Origin of the sequence: Saccharopolyspora sp. NPDC050389, from assembly GCF_040655595.1 — a bacterium.
Classification (GTDB): domain Bacteria; phylum Actinomycetota; class Actinomycetes; order Mycobacteriales; family Pseudonocardiaceae; genus Saccharopolyspora.
On sequence record NZ_JBFAKG010000064.1, the window covers coordinates 1 to 20,074 of the forward strand.

At 71.3% G+C, this 20,074-nt stretch carries 17 protein-coding genes and 2 pseudogenes; 11 read left to right on the top strand and 8 right to left on the bottom strand.

The window, feature by feature from the left end:
• Positions 1 to 92: 92 nt before the first annotated feature.
• On the bottom strand, positions 93 to 848 hold the full coding sequence (locus AB0I53_RS33025; RefSeq protein WP_358611872.1) for a FadR/GntR family transcriptional regulator: 756 nt from the start codon (positions 846 to 848) through the stop codon (positions 93 to 95).
• A 191-nt stretch (positions 849 to 1,039) separates the two neighbouring features.
• Here AB0I53_RS33025 and AB0I53_RS33030 point away from each other — a divergent pair.
• The 7 genes and pseudogenes from AB0I53_RS33030 to AB0I53_RS33060 all read left to right on the top strand — a co-directional run.
• A pseudogene (locus tag AB0I53_RS33030) lies at positions 1,040 to 1,312 on the top strand (L-lactate permease); the annotation flags it as partial.
• Between the two features lie 67 nt (positions 1,313 to 1,379).
• Positions 1,380 to 2,571 (top strand): annotated as a pseudogene (locus AB0I53_RS33035) (L-lactate permease).
• Between the two features lie 30 nt (positions 2,572 to 2,601).
• On the top strand, positions 2,602 to 3,336 hold the full coding sequence (locus AB0I53_RS33040) for a (Fe-S)-binding protein (RefSeq protein WP_358611875.1): 735 nt from the start codon (positions 2,602 to 2,604) through the stop codon (positions 3,334 to 3,336).
• Between the two features lie 17 nt (positions 3,337 to 3,353).
• Entirely contained in the window at positions 3,354 to 4,781 is a 1,428-nt protein-coding gene (locus tag AB0I53_RS33045) for a LutB/LldF family L-lactate oxidation iron-sulfur protein (RefSeq protein ID WP_358612017.1), read from the top strand.
• A complete protein-coding gene (locus AB0I53_RS33050) occupies positions 4,778 to 5,425 on the top strand; it encodes a lactate utilization protein C (protein WP_358611878.1) in 648 nt (215 codons plus the stop codon). Before AB0I53_RS33045 ends, AB0I53_RS33050 begins: the two co-directional genes overlap by 4 nt.
• Positions 5,426 to 5,507: 82 nt before the next feature.
• Positions 5,508 to 6,686 carry an acyl-CoA dehydrogenase gene (locus AB0I53_RS33055; RefSeq protein ID WP_358611881.1) on the top strand — a complete coding sequence of 393 codons (1,179 nt, stop codon included), beginning with the start codon at positions 5,508 to 5,510 and terminating at the stop codon, positions 6,684 to 6,686.
• Positions 6,687 to 6,811: 125 nt separating this feature from the next.
• Positions 6,812 to 7,024 (top strand): hypothetical protein, encoded by a 213-nt coding sequence (locus AB0I53_RS33060; RefSeq protein WP_358611884.1) that lies wholly within the window; start codon positions 6,812 to 6,814, stop codon positions 7,022 to 7,024.
• A gap of 53 nt (positions 7,025 to 7,077) precedes the next feature.
• Here the strand turns inward: AB0I53_RS33060 and AB0I53_RS33065 are convergent, their stop codons facing one another.
• On the bottom strand, positions 7,078 to 8,055 hold the full coding sequence (locus AB0I53_RS33065) for an Lrp/AsnC family transcriptional regulator (protein WP_358611887.1): 978 nt from the start codon (positions 8,053 to 8,055) through the stop codon (positions 7,078 to 7,080).
• Between the two features lie 221 nt (positions 8,056 to 8,276).
• Between AB0I53_RS33065 and AB0I53_RS33070 the strand changes: the two genes are divergently transcribed.
• Complete coding sequence (locus AB0I53_RS33070) at positions 8,277 to 9,815, top strand: AbgT family transporter (protein ID WP_358611889.1); 1,539 nt, start codon at positions 8,277 to 8,279, stop codon at positions 9,813 to 9,815.
• Between the two features lie 20 nt (positions 9,816 to 9,835).
• The gene (locus tag AB0I53_RS33075; RefSeq protein WP_358611892.1) at positions 9,836 to 11,050 is read left to right on the top strand and encodes an amidohydrolase family protein; all 1,215 of its coding nucleotides are present in this window, start codon (positions 9,836 to 9,838) and stop codon (positions 11,048 to 11,050) included.
• Positions 11,051 to 11,054: 4 nt separating this feature from the next.
• On the opposite strand, the gene AB0I53_RS33080 is transcribed toward AB0I53_RS33075, so the two are convergent.
• The 3 genes from AB0I53_RS33080 to AB0I53_RS33090 are packed head-to-tail and all read right to left on the bottom strand — an operon-like array spanning position 11,055 to position 13,807.
• On the bottom strand, positions 11,055 to 11,621 hold the full coding sequence (locus AB0I53_RS33080) for a GNAT family N-acetyltransferase (RefSeq protein ID WP_358611895.1): 567 nt from the start codon (positions 11,619 to 11,621) through the stop codon (positions 11,055 to 11,057).
• A complete protein-coding gene (locus AB0I53_RS33085; protein ID WP_358611898.1) occupies positions 11,611 to 13,089 on the bottom strand; it encodes an APC family permease in 1,479 nt (492 codons plus the stop codon). Before AB0I53_RS33085 ends, AB0I53_RS33080 begins: the two co-directional genes overlap by 11 nt.
• Positions 13,090 to 13,108: 19 nt before the next feature.
• The gene (locus AB0I53_RS33090; RefSeq protein ID WP_358611901.1) at positions 13,109 to 13,807 is read right to left on the bottom strand and encodes a GPP34 family phosphoprotein; all 699 of its coding nucleotides are present in this window, start codon (positions 13,805 to 13,807) and stop codon (positions 13,109 to 13,111) included.
• Between the two features lie 269 nt (positions 13,808 to 14,076).
• Here AB0I53_RS33090 and AB0I53_RS33095 point away from each other — a divergent pair, with 269 nt between their 5' ends.
• Positions 14,077 to 15,954, top strand: a complete 1,878-nt coding sequence (locus tag AB0I53_RS33095) for an ABC transporter ATP-binding protein (RefSeq protein ID WP_358611904.1) — start codon at positions 14,077 to 14,079, stop codon at positions 15,952 to 15,954.
• Position 15,955: 1 nt separating this feature from the next.
• On the opposite strand, the gene AB0I53_RS33100 is transcribed toward AB0I53_RS33095, so the two are convergent.
• Both AB0I53_RS33100 and AB0I53_RS33105 read right to left on the bottom strand, forming a co-directional pair.
• Positions 15,956 to 16,447, bottom strand: a complete 492-nt coding sequence (locus AB0I53_RS33100; RefSeq protein WP_358611907.1) for a MarR family transcriptional regulator — start codon at positions 16,445 to 16,447, stop codon at positions 15,956 to 15,958.
• 99 nt (positions 16,448 to 16,546) lie between these two features.
• Positions 16,547 to 17,536, bottom strand: coding sequence for a PHP domain-containing protein (locus AB0I53_RS33105; RefSeq protein ID WP_358611910.1), 990 nt, complete (start codon positions 17,534 to 17,536; stop codon positions 16,547 to 16,549).
• A gap of 126 nt (positions 17,537 to 17,662) precedes the next feature.
• Here AB0I53_RS33105 and AB0I53_RS33110 point away from each other — a divergent pair, with 126 nt between their 5' ends.
• Positions 17,663 to 18,730: a tartrate dehydrogenase gene (locus AB0I53_RS33110; RefSeq protein WP_358611913.1), complete on the top strand. Its 1,068-nt coding sequence runs from the start codon at positions 17,663 to 17,665 to the stop codon at positions 18,728 to 18,730.
• A 4-nt stretch (positions 18,731 to 18,734) separates the two neighbouring features.
• Here AB0I53_RS33110 and AB0I53_RS33115 read toward each other — a convergent pair whose 3' ends face one another.
• Positions 18,735 to 20,072 carry an amidase gene (locus tag AB0I53_RS33115; protein ID WP_358611916.1) on the bottom strand — a complete coding sequence of 446 codons (1,338 nt, stop codon included), beginning with the start codon at positions 20,070 to 20,072 and terminating at the stop codon, positions 18,735 to 18,737.
• Positions 20,073 to 20,074: the final 2 nt, after the last annotated feature.

The window sequence follows — 20,074 nt, forward strand, 5'->3', positions numbered from 1 at the left end:
GTCGTGTCGACCACTCGTCACCGGCCACGTGGTGCAGCAGCACGAGCAGCACGTGCTCGTCGCCGGTCTCGAACAGGGTGGCGCGCACCGCTTTACGGCAGGTCTTGGATCAGGCCGTCCCGGTAGAAGCCGCGGATGTGGCGTTCCACGTGCTCTTCGGCCGCGGCGGCGTCGCCTGATTCCAGCGCCTGGTGGATCAGCCGGTGGTCGTGGCGCAGGCCGTCGGCGATCGGGAACCACCGGTCGCCGAGCTCGTCGAAGGCGGCCAGCAGCGGCCGGCGCATCGACTCGCGGATCGCGATCGTCATGTCCGCGACCAGCCGGTTGCCGCCGGCCTCGGCGATCGCGACGTGGAACTCGGTGTCCAGGTCGTTGAACCGCTCGCGGTCGCAGTCGGGATCGTCCATCTCGTCCAGCAGTTCGCGCAGCTCCTTGAGTTCCGGCGCGGTGGCCCGCTGCGCGGCGTTGCGCGCGCTCTCGCGTTCGAGCATGATCCGCGCCTGCACGACGTCGGCCACCGGGAAGTTCGCCAGCGCGACGTGCAGCCTGAGCAGCCGCGTCAGGGCCTGGCTCGGCAGCGCGGCGACCGTGGTGCCGGAGTCCGGGCCGGTGCCGACCGCCATGCGCAGCACGCCTTGGGCTTCCAGCGCGCGGAACGCCTCGCGCACCGCCGCGCGGCTCACGCCGAGCATCTGCGCCAGGTCCCGCTCGGGCGGCAGGCGGTCGCCGACGTGCAGCTGGCCGCTGACGATCTGCTCCTCGATCCGGTCGATGACCAGCTCGTAGGTGCGCGTGCGAGCCACCGGGCGCCAGTTCCCGCCCCGCTCGTCGGCCTCGAAGCCGGCCATTCGTCCCCCTTTACAAATGCCACCAGGGTTACCTATGGTACCGCCAGCCTTTGGTCCGACCATAGAATGGTCAACGGCACAGAGAGGTGTCGCGTCGTGTACCAACCCGATACCAACCCGTCACCGCCCCGATCGCGGGCAGCCTCGGCCTGTCCGCCCTCGCCGCGGCGATACCCCTGCTCACCGTGTTCGTGCTGCTCGGCGTCCTGCGCGTGAAAGCGCACCTCACCGGGCTCGCCGGGCTCGCGGCCGCGCTGCTGGTCGCCGTGCTCGGCTACGGAATGCCCGCCGATCTGGCGCTGCTCTCCGCAGGCCAGGGCGCCGCCTTCGGCCTGCTGCCGATCCTGTGGATCGTCATCACGGCGATCTGGCTCTACCAGCTGACCGTGCGCAGCGGCCGCTTCGAGGACCTGCGCGCCTGCTTCGCCCTGCTGTCGCCGGACCCGCGGATCCAGGCCGTGGTGATCGCCTTCTGCTTCGGCGGCCTGCTGGAAGCCCTGGCGGGCTTCGGCGCACCGGTCGCGCGGCATGATGCTCGTGGCGGTGGGCTTCCCGCCGCTGCGCACCGCGGTCACCGTGCTGCTGGCCAACACCGCGCCGGTCGCGTTCGGCGCGCTGAGCACGCCGATCATCACCGCCGGCGAGCTCACTGGGATCCCGTTCGAGCACATCGGTGCCGTGGTCGGCCGGCAGACGCCGCTGCTGGCGCTGTTCGTGCCGTTCCTGCTGGTGCTCGTAGTCGACGGGCGGCGCGGCGTGCGGCAGACGTGGCCCGCGGCGCTGCGGCGTTCGCCGTGGCGCAGTTCGTCTGCGCCAACTACATCTCGGTGCCGCTGACCGACATCGTGTCCGCGCTCGTCGGGGCCGTCGCGCTGGTGGTGCTGCTGCGGTTCTGGCAGCCAGGCGGCAGCGCCGAGGCCCGCGCCCGGATCACCGGCAGCGCGGAGAGCGCCGAGCCGTCCGGGCAGCCGCTGAGCGCCGGGCGCATCTTCCTCGCGCTGTTCCCGTATCTGCTGGTGGTCGCGGTGTTCTCGGTAGTCAAGCTGTGGAAGCCGGCGGGTGCCGCGCTGGCCGCGACCGACGTCAAGATCCCGTGGCCCGGCCTGCACGGCGCGCTGCTGTCGGCTTCCGGCGCGCCGTCGAGCACCACGGTGTTCACGCTGAGCTGGTTGTCCTCGCCGGGAAGTTTGTTGCTGCTCTGCGGTTTCGGCGTCGCCCTGGCCTACCGGATCTCGCTGCCGGGCGCGCTGGCCGAACTCGGCCGCACCGTGGTGTCGATGCGCTGGTCGGGGCTGACCATCGTCGGCGTGCTCGCGCTGGCCTACGTGATGAACCAGTCCGGGCAGACCACCACGATCGGCACCGCCATCGCCGGGGTCGGCCCCGCGTTCGCCTTCCTCTCGCCCGTGCTCGGGTGGCTCGGGGTCGCGGTCACCGGCTCCGACACCAGCGCGAACGCACTGTTCGCGAGCCTGCAGCAGGTGGCGGCGGAGCGCGTCGGGTCGACCCCGCGCTGCTGGTCGCGGCCAACACCTCCGGCGGCGTGATGGGCAAGATGATCAGCCCGCAGAACCTCGCGATCGTCGCGACCGCGGTCGGCATGGCGGGTTCCGAGGCGACGATCCTGCGCAACGTTCTCAAGTGGAGCATCGGACTGCTGCTCGCGTTGTGCGTCTTGGTCTTCCTGCAGTCCAACGTCCTGTCGTGGATGCTTCCACAGTGAACTGACGCGAATCGATTGGAGTGATGGGGTATGAGGGTGGCGTTGTTCGCTACCTGCCTCGGGGACGCCATGTTCCCGGCTGCGCCCAAAGCGACGGTGCAGATCCTGGAGCGGCTCGGCTGCGAGGTCGAGTTCCCGACCGCGCAGACCTGCTGCGGGCAGATGCACACCAACACCGGCTACCGCAAGCAGGCGGTCTCCTCGGTGCGCACCTTCGTGGACGCCTTCGCCGACTACGACGCCGTGGTCGCCCCGTCCGGATCGTGCGTGGCGTCCGTGCGTCACCAGCACGCGATGGTCGCCGACGGCGACAAGCGGCTCAGCCGCGCCGTCGCGCGCATCGCTCCGCAGGTCCACGAGCTGTCCGAGTTCCTCGTCGACGTGCTCGGCGTGACCGACGTCGGGGCGTACTTCCCGCACCGGGTGACCTACCACCCCACCTGCCACTCCGCCCGGCTGCTGCGGGTCGGCGACAAGCCGCTGCGGCTGCTGCGCGCGGTGCGGTCGCTAGAGCTCGCCGAGCTCCCCGCCGCCGAGCAGTGCTGCGGGTTCGGCGGCACCTTCGCGCTGAAGAACCCGGACGTATCGGTGGCGATGGGCGCGGACAAGGCGCGCCACGTCCGCGAGACCGATGCGGAGGTCCTCTGCGCCGGAGACGCCTCGTGCCTGATGCACATCGGCGGGCTGCTGTCCCGGCAGCGGTCCGGGATCCGGGTGATGCACCTGGCCGAGATTCTGGCCTCGACGGAAGGAATCGACCGGTGACCGGCACCTACCTGGGCATGCCCGCCTTCCCGCAGGCCGCGAAGCGGGAGCTGGCCAACTCCCAGCTGCGGCACAATCTGGCGAACGCGACCTCGACGATCCGGCACAAGCGCGCCGACGTCGTCGGCGAGCTCGACGACTGGGCGCAGCTGCGCGAGGCCGGCGCGGCCATCAAGGCGCACACGCTGTCCAACCTGGACAACTACCTGGAGCAGTTCGAGGCGGCGGTGACCGCGGCAGGCGGCACCGTGCACTGGGCGCGCGACGCCGACGAGGCCAACCGGATCGTCGTGGACCTGGTGCGGGCCACCGGCGAGCGGGAGGTGGTCAAGGTCAAGTCGATGGCCACCCAGGAGATCGAGCTCAACGAAGCCCTGGAGGCCGCCGGGATCGACGCCTGGGAAACCGACCTGGCCGAGTTGATCGTCCAACTCGGACACGACACCCCGAGCCACATCCTGGTGCCCGCCATCCACCGCAACCGCGCCGAGATCCGCGAGATCTTCCAGCGCGAGATGGGCAAGGTCGGCGCGCCCGCGCCCGCGGACCTCACCGACGAGCCCGCCCGGCTGGCCGAGGCCGCCCGGCGGCACCTGCGGGAGAAGTTCCTGCGCGCCAAGGTCGCCGTCTCCGGCGCGAACTTCGCGGTGGCCGAGACCGGCACGCTGGTGGTCGTGGAGTCCGAGGGCAACGGCCGGATGTGCCTGACCCTGCCGGAGACGCTGATCAGCGTGGTCGGCATCGAGAAGCTGGTGCCGCGCTGGCAGGACCTGGAGGTGTTCCTGCAGCTGCTGCCGCGTTCCAGCACCGGCGAGCGGATGAACCCCTACACCTCGACCTGGACCGGCGTCACCGCCGGGGACGGGCCGCGGTCGTTCCACGTGGTGCTGCTGGACAACGGCCGCACCAACGCGCTCGCCGACGAGATCGGTCGCCAGGCGCTGCGCTGCATCCGCTGCTCGGCCTGCCTGAACGTGTGCCCGGTGTACGAGCGCACCGGCGGCCACGCCTACGGCTCGGTGTACCCGGGCCCGATCGGCGCGGTGCTGACGCCGCAGCTGCGCGGCACGGCGTCCGAAGTGGACAAGTCGCTGCCGTACGCGTCGTCGTTGTGCGGTGCCTGCTACGACGTCTGCCCGGTCGCGATCAACATCCCCGACCTGCTGGTGCACCTGCGCACCCGGGTGGTCGAGGAGCACGACTGGCGGTCCAAGCCGATGGACGCCCTGATGGGCCTGGCGTCCTGGGTGTTCGGCGACTCGAAGCGGCTGGCCGTGGCCGAGAAGGTGGCGGCGTTGAGCCGCCGGGTAATCGGCCGCAAGGGCACCATCGGCCGGTTGCCTCGACCGCTGTCGCGCTGGACCGATGCGCGGGACGCGCCAGCCCCGGCCGAGGAATCCTTCCGCTCCTGGTGGGAGCGCAACCGAGGAGGCGATTCGCGATGAGCGCACGGAATTCGGCGCGCGAGGCGATCCTGGGCCGGGTGCGCTCGGCGCTTGCCCAGACCGAGCGGGTTCCGGTGTCGAGCATTCCGCGCGACTACCGCACCGAACGCCCGGCGGCGGATCTGGTGGGGCTGTTCTGCGAGCGGGTCGCGGACTACCGGGCCACGGTGGAGCGGGTCGAGCCCGGCGGGCTGCCGGCCGCGATCGTGGCTGCCGCGCGCGCTGCCGGTGCCCACCGAGTGCTTGCCCCAACTGGGGTACCACATCAGTGGTATGCCGCACTGAGTTCGGAGTTCGGGCAGGTCGACGACGGCGCGGACATCGACACGGCGGACCTGGAGCGCATCGACGCGGTGATCACCACGGCCGTGGTGGGCATTGCCGAGACAGGCACCATCGTGCTCGACCACGGCCCCGGCCAGGGGCACCGGGCGGTGACGCTGGTGCCGGACGTGCACATCTGCGTCGTCGAGGAATCCCAAGTCGCCGACGACGTTCCGGCCGCGCTGCGCCGGCTGGATCCGACGCGGCCGATGACGTTCATCAGCGGCCCGTCCGCCACCAGCGACATCGAGCTCAACCGGGTCGAAGGCGTGCACGGCCCCCGGACCCTCCACGTCCTGGTCACTCCCGGCGCGCGCTGACGTCGCCCCCGGACCGCCCGCACGACCGGGTGACGGCCGGTGCACACTGATCATCGTGGTCAGTGTGATTTGGAGGTCGACCATGGGGACCGGTGCACGGGCGGATCTCGTCGAGAGAGCGGCGGCGCTGCGGCCGTTGCTGGAGCAGCATCGGGCCGATGGCGAGCAGGAACGGCGGCTCGCCGACGAGTCGATCGCCGCGCTCGACGAGGCCGGCCTGTTCCGCGCGTGGGTGCCGCGCCGGTTCGGCGGCCTGGAAACCGACCTGCGCACCATCATGGACGCCACCGCCGAGGTCACCCGGGGCGACGCGGCCGCGGGCTGGCTGGTGCTGATCCTCGGCTGCGGCGACTGGCTGACCAGCCTCTTCCCCGACCAGGCGCAGGAAGAGGTCTTCGGCGCCGGCCCGGACACCAAGGTTTGCCAGGTGCTCACGCCGAAGGCGTCCGCCCGGCGCGTCGACGGCGGCTGGCAGGTCAGCGGCAGCTGGGCGCCGGCTTCCGGCTGCCTGCACTCCGGTTGGGCCATGCTCGGCATGTCGTTGCCGGAGCACGGCGACGAGCCGGCGGACGCCGCGTTCGGGCTGGTCCCGATGAGCGAGCTGCGCGTCAAGGACACCTGGTTCACCCTCGGCATGCGCGGAACCGGCAGCAACCTGCTGATCGGCGAGAACGTGTTCGTCCCCGACCACCGGCTGCTGCGGCGGGGCCCGGCGACGCGGGGCGTGTTCCCTCTCCGCCGCAACGATTCCCCGCGCTACCGCACCGCCGTGGTCCCGACGCTGGCGACGTTCCTGATCGCCCCGCTGCTCGGCATGGCCGAGGAAGCGCTCGAGCACGTGCTTTCCCAGGCCGGACACAAGGGCATCGCGTTCACCAGCTATGAGCGGCAGCGTGATTCGACTGCGTTCCAGCTGGCCGTGGCCAAGGCGTCGACGAAGATCGACGTCGCCCGGCTGATCGCAGACCGGTCGGCGGCCGTGGTCGACGGCCACGCGCTGTCCGGAACCCACCCGGGTTACCTGGAACGCGCCCGGCTGCGGCAGCACGCCAGCCACGCGATCCAGCAGTGCCGCGAGGCCGTCGACGTGCTCGTCTCCGCCTACGGCGCGTCGGCGCTGTCCGAATCGGACCCGCTGCACGCGATCCTGCGCGACATCCAGACCGCCAGCCGGCACGCTCTCGCGCACCCGGCCAGCAACGCGGAGGCGTTCGGCCGCGCGCTCCTCGACGTCGAGCCCAACATCACCGAGATGATCTGACGGTCCCGCCGGGCCACACGATTCAGTGACAGCAGGAACCTGGTTCCGGACATCCTGGTCGAAGCGGTGTCGTCGCCGATGAGGCGCCGACCACGGCAGTGCTGGTCCGAAGAGGGGAGCTTCGCGTGGCAGAGATCCGGGTACGGCTGCGCGGTGGGCCGGAAGACGGCCACGAGGTCGCCGTTTCCGCGGACGTGTCGGGCAAGCCGGTACCGCGCATCACGTTTCCCGCGCGGGCCCGCAACTCCCAGGCCGTGCCGCCGCTGCTGATCTACGAGCGCGGCAGGAGACGGCCGGACGGCACCTGGGAATTCGACTACGTCGGCGTGGAGACCTGAGCCGCGGCTGTTTCCATGGGAATCGGCACGCCGGTTTCCGTCGAAATCGCCGACTACGCCAGCCGGACTCCCTCGCGGGGCAGCCAGTAGCGGGTCAGCACGCGGAGGACGACGGCGACCTCGACGGACTTGATGCCTTCGAGCGCGGCCAGGTCACCGGTGAGCAGGCCCGCGAGGTCGTCCTCGTCGCGGAACGCACCGTGGTAGATCATCGAGGCGGTTCCGGCCACTGTGGACACGAAGCGGGCCGTGGGATGGCGGCCCAGCTCGGCGGCGATGCCGGTGATCGAGCGCAGCTCGGTGGTCAGCGAGATCACCGCTTCCAGCGGGAACCCGAGCAGCGCCGGTTCGATCTCGACGCGCGGGATCACGATGCCGCGCTCCAGCAGGGACTGGGCGATGCGGTAGGCGGTGGACTGGCTCAGGTCGAGCCGGCGCGCGATGTCGGCGGCGCTGGCCCGGCCGTCCTCCTGCAACGCCCGCGCCACCCGCCGCTCGTCCTCGCCGAGCTCCGCCCGAACCTCTTGTCGCACGGCCGGATTCTCCGCGCGCAGCCTGGTTTCCTGCTCGGGCGTGAGCCGGTCCAGCTGCCAGGTCGCCGCCGAGGCGTAGGAGCGCAGCGCGATCTCGGTGTGGCTGGAGGCGACACCGGGGATGCCGCCGACGCGCTCGGTGATCAGGTCCGCGTTGGCGGCTCGGGCGGCCGGTTGCAGGATGCAGTAGACGTCGGAGCGGCCCGAGGTGATCGCCGCGAACTGCGTTTCCGGCAGCGCCGCGACCTCGCGGGCCACCTGTCCTGCCGCGCCCGGCTGCGCGGAGATCCACAGGTGTTGCGGGTGCGCGGGCTGCACCGACCAGTTCAGCTGGCTGATCACCTTCAGCAGCCGCGCCTCGACCAGCCGGGTCAGCCGCCGGCTGACGGTGCTGGCCGCCATGTCCAGGACGTCGGCCAGCAGCCGCACACCGGCGCGTGGCGCGCGTTGCAGTGCCGCGACCAGGTCGAGGTCGGCGGCGTCCAGGGGCTCGGCCATACCGGTGATCGTACGGCGCGGGCCGGGCGTTCCCGGGGCGTGCGGCGTTCTCGGCACGACGACCTCCCGCCGGACGAATCATGCCCACACAGCCGACCATGACGAATGAACATATTGATCATACGCGCATCATTGACTGATTGTTCCATCAACCCGTAGCGTTCCGACCATCCTCGCCGGCGGCCGCTTGAGCTCCGGCATTCGTCCCAGGAGGTCGCAGCGTGCGTGGCACCGCCCGAACACCCAGCCGGTCCACCGGCGTGCTGGTCCGCTTCCTGGCGGGGATCGAGCGAGCCGGCAACGTGCTCCCGCACCCGTTCTGGCTGTTCGGCATCCTCAGCGTGGTGCTGGCGGCGCTGAGCTGGGGGCTGCACGCGCTCGGCGTCACCGCGATCTCCCCCGCCGACGGCAAGACCGTCGCGGTCCGCAGCCTGATCTCCATCGACGGCATCCGCACCGCGGTCTCCGGCGTGGTGGAGAACTTCGTGACGTTCCCGCCGCTGGGCACCGCGCTGGTCACCATGATCGGCGTCGCGGTGGCCGACAAGGCGGGCCTGCTGACCACGATGCTGCGAGCCGCGGTGATCCGGGTGCCCCGGCGCTGGGTGACCTTCGCGCTGGCGTTCACCGGCATGATCGCGCACGTCGCCTCGGACGCCGCCTACATCGTGCTGATCCCGTTGGGCGCCATCGTCTTCCGCGCGGTCGGGCGCAGTCCGGTGCTCGGCATCGTGGTGGCGCTGGTGTCCATCTCGGCCGGCACCGACGCCAGCCCGCTGATCACACCGACCGACGTGATCCTGTCCGGGCTGACCACGGCGGCCGCCGGGACGCTGGACCCGGCGTACGTCGTCAGCCCGGTGGCGAACTACTTCTTCTCCGCGGTCTCCTCGGTGCTGCTGTCCGCCGTGATCACGCTGGTGGTCGAGGGATTCCTGGCCAGGCGGGTGGAAACCGGCGAGGACGACACGCACGTCGAGCTCGACGACTCCGCCCTCGAACTCACCCCGCAGCAGCGCCGTGGCCTGCGCAACGCGGGCATCGCCGCGCTGGTCTACGTCGCGGCGCTGGTGATCGCGACGCTCCCGACCGGTTCCCCGCTGCGCGGGGCCGACGGTTCGCTGCTGGATTCGCCGCTGCTGTCGGGCATCGCGATCGTGCTGTCACTGCTGTTCATGATCACCGGCACCGCCTACGGCATCGCGGTCGGCGAGATCCGCCGCAGCCGCGACGTGCCTGACCTGATGACGCAGGGGCTGCGCGACATCGCCCCGATCCTGATGCTGTTCTTCGCCGTCTCGCAGTTCCTCGCCTACTTCAAGTGGACCAAGATCGGCGAGGTCACCGCGATCCACGGCGCTGCGCTGCTGAAGTCGCTCGGCGCGCACAGTCTGCTGATCTTCCTCGGCATCCTGGTGCTGGTCAGCCTGATCAACCTGGTGGTCACCAGCGGTTCGGCGCAGTGGGCGCTGGTCGCGCCGGTGTTCGTGCCGATGCTGATGCTGCTGGACATCCCGCCGGAGACGACGCAGGCGCTGTACCGCATCGCCGACTCCTGCACGAACGTGATCACCCCGATGAGCCCGTACTTCGTGATGGCGCTCGGGTTCATCCAGCGCTACCGGCGAAACGCGGGCATCGGCACCCTCGCGTCGATGACCATCCCGCTGGCGTTCTCGATGCTCGTGGTCTGGACGCTGCTGTTCTTCGCCTGGTGGGCGCTGGGAATTCCACTCGGCCCCGGCGCCCCGGTCCGCTGACAACTACCGAAAGGAAGCTCGTGACCTCCCTGGTACTGCGCAACGCCCGGCTGCTCGACGTCGAAACCGGTGACTACCGGGAAGCCGACCTGGTCTGCGCCGACGGGCTGATCGCCGAGTCCGGCGGCCGCGCCACCGGCCCGGCCGATGCGACCGAGATCGACCTGCGCGGCGGATACGTGCTGCCCGGCCTGATCGACGCCCACGTGCACGTCGCGGGCATCACCGCCGACACCACGGCGCTGCGCGGCTGGTCGCCGAGCTACATCGCGGCCGGGGCGGTGCGCAACATGGGCGCGATGCTCGACCGCGGGTTCACCACGGTCCGCGACGTCGGCGGCGCGGACTACGGGTTCGCCGCCGCGCAGGTCGACGGGCTGATCCGCGGGCCGCGGCTGATCTTCGGCGGGAAGGCGCTGAGCCAGACCGGTGGGCACGGCGACAAGCGCACCGCCGGGGTCCGGGTCTACGACGACCACCCGTTCTGCGGCGGCTCCAGCCGGGTCGCCGACGGAGTCGACGGGGTGCGGCTGGCCGCGCGGGACGAGCTCCGCCGCGGCGCGCACCACATCAAGGTGATGGCCTCCGGCGGGGTCGCCTCCCCCACCGACCACATCGACTCGACGCAGTACTCGATGGACGAACTGCGCGCGATCGTCGACGAGGCGAACGCGGCCGGCCGCTACGTGACCGTGCACGCCTACCCGCCGGCGGCGATCAACCGCGCGCTGGAGGCCGGCGTGCGGTGCGTCGAGCACGGGAACCTGTTGGACGACGAGGGAGTTCGGCTGCTCGTCGACAACGGCGCCTTCCTGGTTCCGACGCTGGTGACGTACTGGGCGCTGCAGCGGGAAGGCATGAACCACGGCCTGCCGAGGAGCAGCTGGGAGAAGGTCGCGCAGGTGCTCGAAGGCGGGCTCGACGCGCTGGATCGCGCGGTGCGCGGCGGCGTGAACGTCGCCTTCGGCACCGACCTGCTCGGCGGCATGCAGCCCTATCAGAGCGAGGAGTTCCGCATCCGCGCCGAGGTTCAGCAGCCGCTGGACATCATCCGCTCCGCGACGACGGTGGCCGCCGACCTGGTGCGGATGCCCGGCCGGATCGGCACCCTCGCCCCCGGCGCCCACGCCGACCTGATCGTGCTGGACACCGACCCGCTGGCGGACATCACGGCCCTGACCAAGCCCCTGCGCATGGTGGTCCAGGCGGGCGAGACCGTCCACCAGGCGGCCTGATCGGTCAGCCGGCGGGGCGCCACATCGGGTAGAGGCTGGGGCCGCCGTCGGGCAGGACGATCGGGTCGCCGTGGTCCTGGAAGCCCAGGCGCAGGTAGAGGTTCCGGCTCCGGGCGCTGCTGGCCTCCAGGTACGACGGCAGCCCCTCGGCGTCCCACCGGCGGAGGGCACCGCGGAGTTCCCGGGCTCCGATGCCGGTGCCCTGCACCGCCGGATCGACGCCGATCAGGGCCAGATACTCGTGCGGTTCGCGCGGGTGGCGTTCCGCGCTCATGGCTCCGAACTCCCGGAACCGGTGCGCGCGGTGCCCCGCCAGCTCCAGCAGGCGCTCGGAGCCCGCGTCGTCGAGCATGCTCGGCGGTGCGGTGCGTGCCGCGAGCCAGACCTGCACCGCGAGATCGTCCGCGCCGCTGATCACCCGCCCGGCCGCTCCGGCCTGCGCGAGCGCCATGACGAACCACTCGCGGTACACGTGGTGCCGGTGCTCCCGCTCGGGCAGCAGCCACCGGGCGAACACGTCGTCGCCGAAGGCACGCAGCAGCGTGCGCACCCGAACGTCCTCAGTGGACATCCGCGGGCTCCGCTTCGGCCTGGACGGTGGTGGCGCGGGCGCCCATCCCGATCCGCGCGTAGGCCTCCGGCCGGAATCGCTTCAGCACCGCTCCCCAGGCCGCGCCGAGCGCCAGCACGACCACGAAGCCCAGCGGCAGCGCCCACGCCGCCGGGTCGCCGTCGGGCACGCCGAGCACGGTGCCGAACGACGTCACCGTCAGGACCAGCACCACCGCGAGCACCAGGGCGGCCAGCGCCGGCGCGACGGCGGTCCGCCACCGGCCGTGCCCGTGGTCGTGTTCGCGGATGAAGTAGCCGACGACCGCCACCGAGGTCAGCAGCACCAGCGTCAGCACGCCGAGCGCGCCCACCGAAGCGCCCCAGAAGAACAGGTAGGTGATCGGGTCTATCCCGGTGACCGCCACCAGCGCCACGACGACGACCACGATCCCGGTGGTGGTCAACGAGCCCGCCGCCGGGGCCGAGGTGCGGGCGCTGGTCGTCCCCCACCAGCGCAGGCCGACGCCTTCCCTGCCCAGCGCGAAGAAATACCGGGCGCAGACGTGGTGGAACGACAGCGTCGCGGCGAACAGGCTCGTCACGTACAGCGCCGAGCCGATGGTCACCAGCACTCCCGGCAGCCGGTCCCCGGCGAGTACGAAGAGCAGTTCCGTGGAGTGGGTTTCGGCCTGCGAGACGATGTCGCCCGGCCCGGTGGCCACCGTCATCGCCCAGGTCGACAGCGAGTAGAGGCCGCCGATGACGACCAGCGAGATGTAGGTCGCGTAGATCACCGTGCGCGGGTTCTTCGCCTCCTCGGCCAGCACCGTGGAGTTCTCGAACCCGATGAACCCGGTGAAGGCGATCACCAGGATCACCCCGGCCGCGCTGGTCATCAGCTGGGCGGGGTTGAGCGTGTCCAGCACGACGCCGGCGTCCGACGGTGCGGACACGAACGCCGCGTCGTAGACCAGGATGATCGCCACCTCGGCGAGCAGCAGCACGCCCAGCACCCGCCCGTTGACGTCGATGCGCAGCACGCCGAGCACCGCGATCAGCGCCAGGCCCGCGGCCGCCAGCAGCCACCACGGCACCGCGACGCCGCTGACCTGGTGCACGAAGGCGGCCGCGCCGACGCCGTAACCGCCGAGCAGGCTGGCGAGGATCATCAGGTAAGAAACGAGCGCGAGGCCACCGGCCGCGGTGCCGGCCACCCGGCCGAGTCCCTTGGCCACGTAGGCGTAGAACGCGCCGGCGTTCTCCACGTGCTGGGACATCGTCACGTAGCCGATCGCGAACAGCCCGAGGATCAGCGCGATCGCCAGGTAGCCCAGCGGGATCCCGGTCACCCCGGACACCGCGAACCCGCTGACCGCACCGCCGCCGACCACCGTTTCCGGGGCCGCGGCGGCGACGGTGAAGAACACGATCGACGTCACGCCCAATCGGGCGCGAGCCAGGGCTGCGGACACTCTGGACGGTGGCAAGGCTCGCTCCTCTGCGCTCTCAGTGCCTCGGGGTTATCGCGGACTGGCCGCGGGCGGCGCCGACCTCGCTAATGAGGGTCCGCAGCGGGCCCGGGATGCGCGGCTCCCAGGACTCCATCCGGTACTCGCCCTGCCTGGTGACGTGCTTGGCGAGCCGGATCTGGCGCAGCACACCGGTTTCCCGCAGCAGCAGCGCCAGGGTGATCTCGGCGAGCCGGGCCGGGATGGTGATCATGCCGCTGCCGCTGGCCGTTTCGGCGCTGGTGAACAGCATTTCCAGATCCACCTCCGGGCTGTGCACGCCGTCGTCGGCCAATCGCCAGGCCGCGGCCGTGCCGCCGCGCCAGCCGCCGGACACCGGCACCTCCCGCAGCACGTCGGTGATGGTCAGCCGGGCGCGCACCTTCTCGGTGGCGGTCTGGCTCAGGTACTCCAGCCACGTCCGCACGTCGTGGCCGGATTCCTGGCGGATCTCCCGCAGGATCGCCCAGGACAGGAAGTCCGGGCAGCGGCCCTTGCCGCTGGGCCGGACGCTGGGGGTCACCGCGACCTCCTCTTCGAGGATCAGCTCCGCCACCAGCCCGCCGGCGCAGCCCAGCGCCACCAGCGAGCCGTCGACCCTGGGCGAAAGGCGCTGCTCCCCGGTGTGCGCGGCCAGGAAGAACTGGTCCGCCACGCGCAGCGGGATGCGCGCGGGATCCTGCCCGGAAACCGTCAACGGCCACACCTGGCCGAAGTACCGATCAACACGCGGTCGCTCCCGTCCGACGCAGCGCCCTACCAGTCAGCCCCCGAGTTCGGACCGTGTCCGAGTCAGCGCACAGAGTAACGTACGTGAAGCATTGTTCAAGATAGCCGTCCGTCACAACACCGACCGGCACGCCCGCGCGGGAATCGACGCTCGTCCCGAGGCGTTGACTTCGACCTAACGCGAGGTTTCAGGATGGTTCTCGACCGCGCCGAACTCGCTTGAAGAGGACTGTGAACATGACGGTGACCTGGGAGACGATGCGCTCCTTCGCCAGTGACGAATCCGTGACCCGGCAACGCCTCTCGCCCGGGCTGGCCCGGCGTATCCTGCGCTACGCCCGGCCCTACACCCGCGACATCGTGCCCTTCCTGGCGCTGGTGGCGTTCGCGGCGGTGCTCGGCATCGTCAACCCGCTGCTGTTCAAGGCGGTCATCGATGACGGGATCGTGCCGCAGAACATGGCGGTGGTCGTCTGGCTGGCGGTGGCCGTCGCCGGCGTCGCGCTCCTGGAGGCCGCGACGTCCCTGCTGCAGCGCTGGTACTCCGCGCGGCTCGGCGAGGGGCTGATCTACGACCTGCGCTCGGAGGTCTTCGACCACGTGCAGCGGATGCCGGTGGCGTTCTTCGTGCGGGCGCAGACCGGCGCGCTGGTCAGCAGGCTCAACAACGACGTCATCGGCGCGCAGCGGGCGCTGACCAGCACCCTGTCGTCGGTGGTGTCCAACGTGCTGAGCCTGGTGCTGGTGCTGGCCACCATGTTCACCCTGTCCTGGCAGATCACCCTGATCGCGCTGGCGATGCTGCCGCTGTTCCTGCTGCCGGTGCGGTGGATCGGGCGGCGGCTGCAGCGGGTCACCCGGGAGCAGATGAAGGTCGACGCCGAGATGAGCTCGCTGATGACCGAGCGCTTCGGCGTCGCCGGGGCCATGCTGGCCAAGCTCTACGGCCGCGCCGACGAGGAGTCCGAGCGGTTCTCGCGGCGGGCGGCGCGGGTGCGCGACATGGGCGTGGTGTCGGCGATGTACAGCCGGGTGTTCTTCGTCGCGCTGACGCTGCTGGCGTCGCTGGCCACCGCGGTGGTCTACGGGCTCGGCGGCGGGCTGGTGCTCGCCGGAGCCTTCCAGCTGGGCACCCTGGTGGCGCTGGCGACGCTGCTCAGCCGCCTGTACGGGCCGCTGACCGCGCTGTCCAACGTGCACGTCGACGTGATGACCGCGCTGGTCAGCTTCGACCGCGTCTTCGAGATCCTGGACCTGCGGCCGATGATCCAGGAGAAGGCGGACGCGAAGCCGCTGCCCGCCGGGGCGGCCGACGTCGAGTTCGACGCCGTGTCGTTCCGCTACCCGGCGTCCAGCGACGTTTCGCTGGCGTCGCTGGAATCGGTGGCGCGGCAGGACAACGCGCCCGCGCACGACGTGCTGCACGACATCTCGTTCCGCGCCGCGCCGGGCCAGACGATCGCGCTGGTCGGCCACTCCGGCGCGGGCAAGACGACCATCACCAACCTGGCCGGGCGGCTCTACGACGTGGATTCCGGGGCGGTGCGCATCGGCGGCGTGGACGTCCGCGACGCGACGCTGGCCTCGCTGTACTCGACGGTCGGCGTGGTCACCCAGGATTCACACCTGTTCCACGACACGATCCGCGCCAACCTCACCTTCGCCCGGCCCGACGCGACCGACGCGGAGCTGACCGAGGCCCTGCGGACGGCGCAGCTGGGGCACCTCGTCGCGTCGCTGCCGGACGGGCTGGACACGGTCGTCGGCGACCGGGGCTACCGGCTCTCCGGCGGCGAGAAGCAGCGGCTGGCGATCGCCCGGCTGCTGCTGAAGGCGCCGCCGATCGTCGTGCTGGACGAGGCGACCGCGCACCTGGACTCGGAATCCGAGGCGGCCGTGCAGCAGGCCCTGAAGACCGCGCTGTCCGGGCGGACGGCGCTGGTCATCGCGCACCGGCTGGCCACGATCCGGGAGGCGGACCGGATCCTGGTGGTCTCCGAGGGCCGCGTCGCGGAGCAGGGCACGCACACCGAACTGCTGGCCCGCGGCGGCCTCTACACCGAGCTCTACCGCACCCAGTTCGCACAGCAGGACGATGACGAGGAGGCGGCCTGAATCAGTCCCGCTCCGGCGGCGCGGTGGTGAGGTTTCCTTCGGGGTCCAGGTGGGCGAGCATGGCGGCGCAGAGCTCGTCGAGCTGCCGCACCTGGGCCTCGGAGAGGCCGTCGAAGACCAGGTCGCGCACCTTGTCCACGTGGCCGGGGGCCGAGGCGACGAGCTTCTCGTAGCCGGCGTCGGTGAGCTCCGCGATGTTGCCGCGACCGTCGGAGCACGCGCGGTGCCGGCGCACCCAGCCCTGCTGCTCCAGGCGGGCGACCACGTGCGACACCCGGGACGGCGAGGCGTTGGAGCGGGCCGCGAGATCGCTCATCCGCAGCGCGCGTTCCGGGTCCTCGCTGAGCATCGCCAGCACCCAGTAGCCGAAGTGGGTCAGGCCCGCGTCCCGTTGCAGCTGGTTGTCCAGCGCGGCCGGGACGACGGTCATCAGGGCGGCGAACTTCCGCCAGGCGCACTGCTGGGAGTCGGTCAGCCATCGCGGTTCGGTCACAAGAACATCATACGCGAACAGTATTTGAACATTCAAATACCATGCGTGATCAGCGGGAACGCCATCCGGCGACGATCGTAGTCGGCGTGGGCCGCGGACTCACCGCAGGGCCAGCAGCTCCTCGGCCGGGCGGGTGTTGATCACGCGGTCGGCCGGCACCTCGCACTCCTCCGCCCGCGCGCATCCGTAGGCCAGCCAGTCCAGCTGGCCCGGGGCGTGCGCGTCGGAGTCAATGCTGAACGCGCAGCCGATGTCGCGGGCGATCCTGATCAGCTCGCGCGGCGGGTCGAGCCGGTCCGGCCGGGAGTTGATCTCGACCGCGACGCCGTTGTCCCGGCACGCCTCGAACACCGCCACCGCGTCGAAAGTGGACTGCGGCCGCTTCTTGTCGCCGATCAGGCGCCCGGTGCAGTGGCCCAGCACGTCCACGTGCGGGTTGGCCACCGCCGCGCACAGCCGCCGCGTCATGGCCGGCGCGGCCATCCGCAGCTCGGAATGCGCGCTGGCCACCACGACGTCCAGCTCGGCGAGCAGGTCCTCTTCCTGGTCCAGCGCGCCGGCCGACAGGATGTCGACCTCGATGCCGGTGAGGATGCGGAACGGCGCGAGGCGCTCGTTCAGCCCGGCGACCACCTCCAGCTGCTGGCGCAGCCGATCGGCGGACAGGCCGCGGGCCACGGTCAGCCGGGGCGAGTGGTCGGTGAGCACCATCCACTCGTGCCCGAGCTCCCGGGCCGTGATGGCCATCTCGGCGATCGGGCTGCCGCCGTCGGACCAGTCGGAATGGGTGTGGCAGTCGCCGCGCAGCGCCGAGCGCAGCGACTGCCCGTGCTCCGGAACGTCCACTTCGGACCGCAGACGCGCCAGGTAGGCCGGGACCTCGCCGCGGTGGGCGGTCTCGATCACGGTGGCGGTGGTCTTGCCGATGCCCTCCAGCGCGGTCAGCCGCCCGGACGCCACCCGCTCGTCCAGGTCCGGGAGGTCGTCGACGACCGCGGCGGCTCGCCGGAACGCCCGCACCCGGTAGGTCGGCGCGCCCTCGCGCTCCAGCCAGAACGCGATTTCGCGCAATGCCCGTGTCGCATCCACGCCGTCCTTGGTAGCCGCTGCCGGGCCGGAGCGCCACCGGCGATTCGTCCCGGGGCCTTGGCCGCGGGCGGGCCCGCGGCGTTAGATGGCGACTGGAACGGTAATCATCTAGGCGCGAGGTGCAGATTGCAGCAGTACGAACTGGCGGTGCTGCCCGGTGACGGGATCGGCAACGAGGTCATGCCGGAAGCGTTGCGGGTGCTCGAGGTGATCGGCGCGAAGTACGGGGTGCGGTTCGACTTCCGGCACTTCGACTGGAGTTGCGAGACCTACCGCAGCACCGGCCGGATGATGCCCGCCGACGGGCTGGACCGGCTGCGCGACCACGACTCGATCCTGCTCGGCGCGGTCGGCTGGCCCGGCGTGCCCGACCACATCTCGCTGTGGGGGCTGCTGCTGCCGATCCGCCGGGAGTTCGACCAGTACGTCAACCTGCGGCCGGTGCGGCTGCTGCCGGGCGTGACGCCGCCGGTGCGCGACAAGGAGCCCGGCGACATCGACTTCTGGGTGGTCCGGGAGAACACCGAGGGCGAGTACTCCCAGCTCGGCGGGCGGCAGGGCGAGGGCACGCCGAACGAGATGGTGCTGCAGACCGCCGCGTTCACCAGGCGCGGCACCGACCGCATCATGCGCTACGCCTTCGAGCTGGCCCGCAAGCTCGGCAAGCCGCACGTCACCTCGGCGACCAAGTCCAACGGCATCTACTACTCGATGCCGTACTGGGACGAGCGGTTCGCGGCCATCTCCGCCGAATACCCGGACATCACCGTCGACCAGGACCACATCGACATCCTGTGCGCGCGGTTCGTGATGACACCGGAGCGCTTCGACGTGGTGGTCGCCAGCAACCTCTTCGGCGACATCCTCTCCGACCTGGGGCCCGGCGTGACCGGCACGATCGGGGTCGCGCCGTCGGGCAACATCAACCCGGAACGCGCCTACCCGTCGACGTTCGAGCCGGTGCACGGCTCGGCGCCGGACATCGCGGGCCGGGGCATCGCCAACCCGATCGGCCAGATCTGGTCCGCGGCGATGATGCTGGACCACCTCGGCCTGCCGGAGGCCGGGGCCGACGTGGTCCGCGCGATCGAGCAGGTTCTGACCGACGATTCGGCGCCGCGCACCCCGGACCTCGGCGGCAAGGCCACCACCGAGGACCTCGGCAAGGCCGTCGCCGCCGCCGTGCAGGGCTGACCTCTCAGGTGCCGATCCGGGCAGCGACGGCCAGCAGGAGGTCTTCGTGTCCGGGTCGGCACGCCAGCTGGAGGCCGACCGGGAGGTTGCCGATGGTTCCGGCGGGGACCGAGACCGCCGGGATGCCCGCCACGTTCCACGTCTTGGTCAGCGACACCAGGGCGCCTCGGACCGTGCTGCCGGTGCCGTTGATCTCGATCTCGCGCCGGCCGATTTCGGGCGCGACCACGCAGGTGGTGGGCATGGCGAGCAGGTCGACCCGGGACAGCAGTTCGTCGACCTCGCTGCGCCACTGATCGCGGGCGGTCAGCGCCCGCACGTGCTGCCAGCCCGCCGTCTTCGCGGCTTCTTCCAGGCGTTCCAGGACGTCCGGGGTGAACAGCTGCGGGTTCTGCGCCACGCGCTCGGCGTGGATCGCGTATGCCTCGCTGTTCTGGATGCCCGCGAACGCCTTGTGCAGGACGGCCGGGTCACGCAGTTCGACGTCCTGCACTGCGAGGCCGTCGAGGTCGAGGGCGGCGCGGGCGGTCCGTGCGACGTCCGGGTCGGTCGGGTGCAGCGTGCCCGGCTCGATCCAGCCGATGCTCGCGCTCTCCCCCGCTTCGCGGCTGACGGTGTTGCGCAGCCCGGCCAGCACCCGGTAACCGGCCCGGCAATCCTGCGGAGTCCTGGCCAGCACGCCGACGTGGTCCAGCGACTGCGACAGCGGGAACACGCCGCCGGTCGGGATCGCGTTGAACGCCGGCTTGAAGCCCACCACGCCGCACATGGCCGCCGGGATGCGCACCGAGCCGCCGGTGTCGGTGCCCAGCGCCAGCGGCACCATCCCGGCCGCGATCGCTGCCCCACTGCCGCCGCTCGACCCGCCCGTGACCCGGCTCGGGTCGTGCGGGTTGCGGGACGGCCCGTTGTGCGAGCTGTCGCCGCTCGGCCCGAACGCGAACTCGTGCGTCGTGGTCTTGCCGACCAGCACCGCGCCGCCGTCGCGCAGCCGCTCCACGCATTCGGCGTCCGATGTGGACACGTTGGCCGCGAAGTGCGCCGATCCCATGGTCGTGGGCAGGCCGGCGACGTCGATGATGTCCTTCACCGCCACCGGAATCCCGTGCAGCGGGCCCCGGTCGGCGCCTTCGGCCAGCTCGGCGTCGGCCTTCTCGGCGGCCTTCAGCGCGCCGTCCCGGTCGACGGTCACGAAGGCGTTGAGCTCGCCGTCGAGTTCTCCGATGGACGTCAAGGCAGCGCGGGCGAGCTCGACCGCGGTCACCTCGCCGGCGCGCAGTTGCTCGGCGAGCTCGCCGATCGTGCGATCGGCGAAGAATCCCGCTGGGCTTTGCTGGGTCAACG

Coding starts and splice junctions, on each gene's coding strand:
- AB0I53_RS33025 (WP_358611872.1), bottom strand. CDS start 848: ATGGCCGGCTTCGAGGCCGACGAGCGGGGCGGGAACTGGCGCCCGGTG.
- AB0I53_RS33095 (WP_358611904.1), top strand. CDS start 14,077: ATGACGGTGACCTGGGAGACGATGCGCTCCTTCGCCAGTGACGAATCC.
- AB0I53_RS33040 (WP_358611875.1), top strand. CDS start 2,602: ATGAGGGTGGCGTTGTTCGCTACCTGCCTCGGGGACGCCATGTTCCCG.
- AB0I53_RS33045 (WP_358612017.1), top strand. CDS start 3,354: ATGCCCGCCTTCCCGCAGGCCGCGAAGCGGGAGCTGGCCAACTCCCAG.
- AB0I53_RS33080 (WP_358611895.1), bottom strand. CDS start 11,621: ATGTCCACTGAGGACGTTCGGGTGCGCACGCTGCTGCGTGCCTTCGGC.
- AB0I53_RS33050 (WP_358611878.1), top strand. CDS start 4,778: ATGAGCGCACGGAATTCGGCGCGCGAGGCGATCCTGGGCCGGGTGCGC.
- AB0I53_RS33055 (WP_358611881.1), top strand. CDS start 5,508: ATGGGGACCGGTGCACGGGCGGATCTCGTCGAGAGAGCGGCGGCGCTG.
- AB0I53_RS33065 (WP_358611887.1), bottom strand. CDS start 8,055: ATGGCCGAGCCCCTGGACGCCGCCGACCTCGACCTGGTCGCGGCACTG.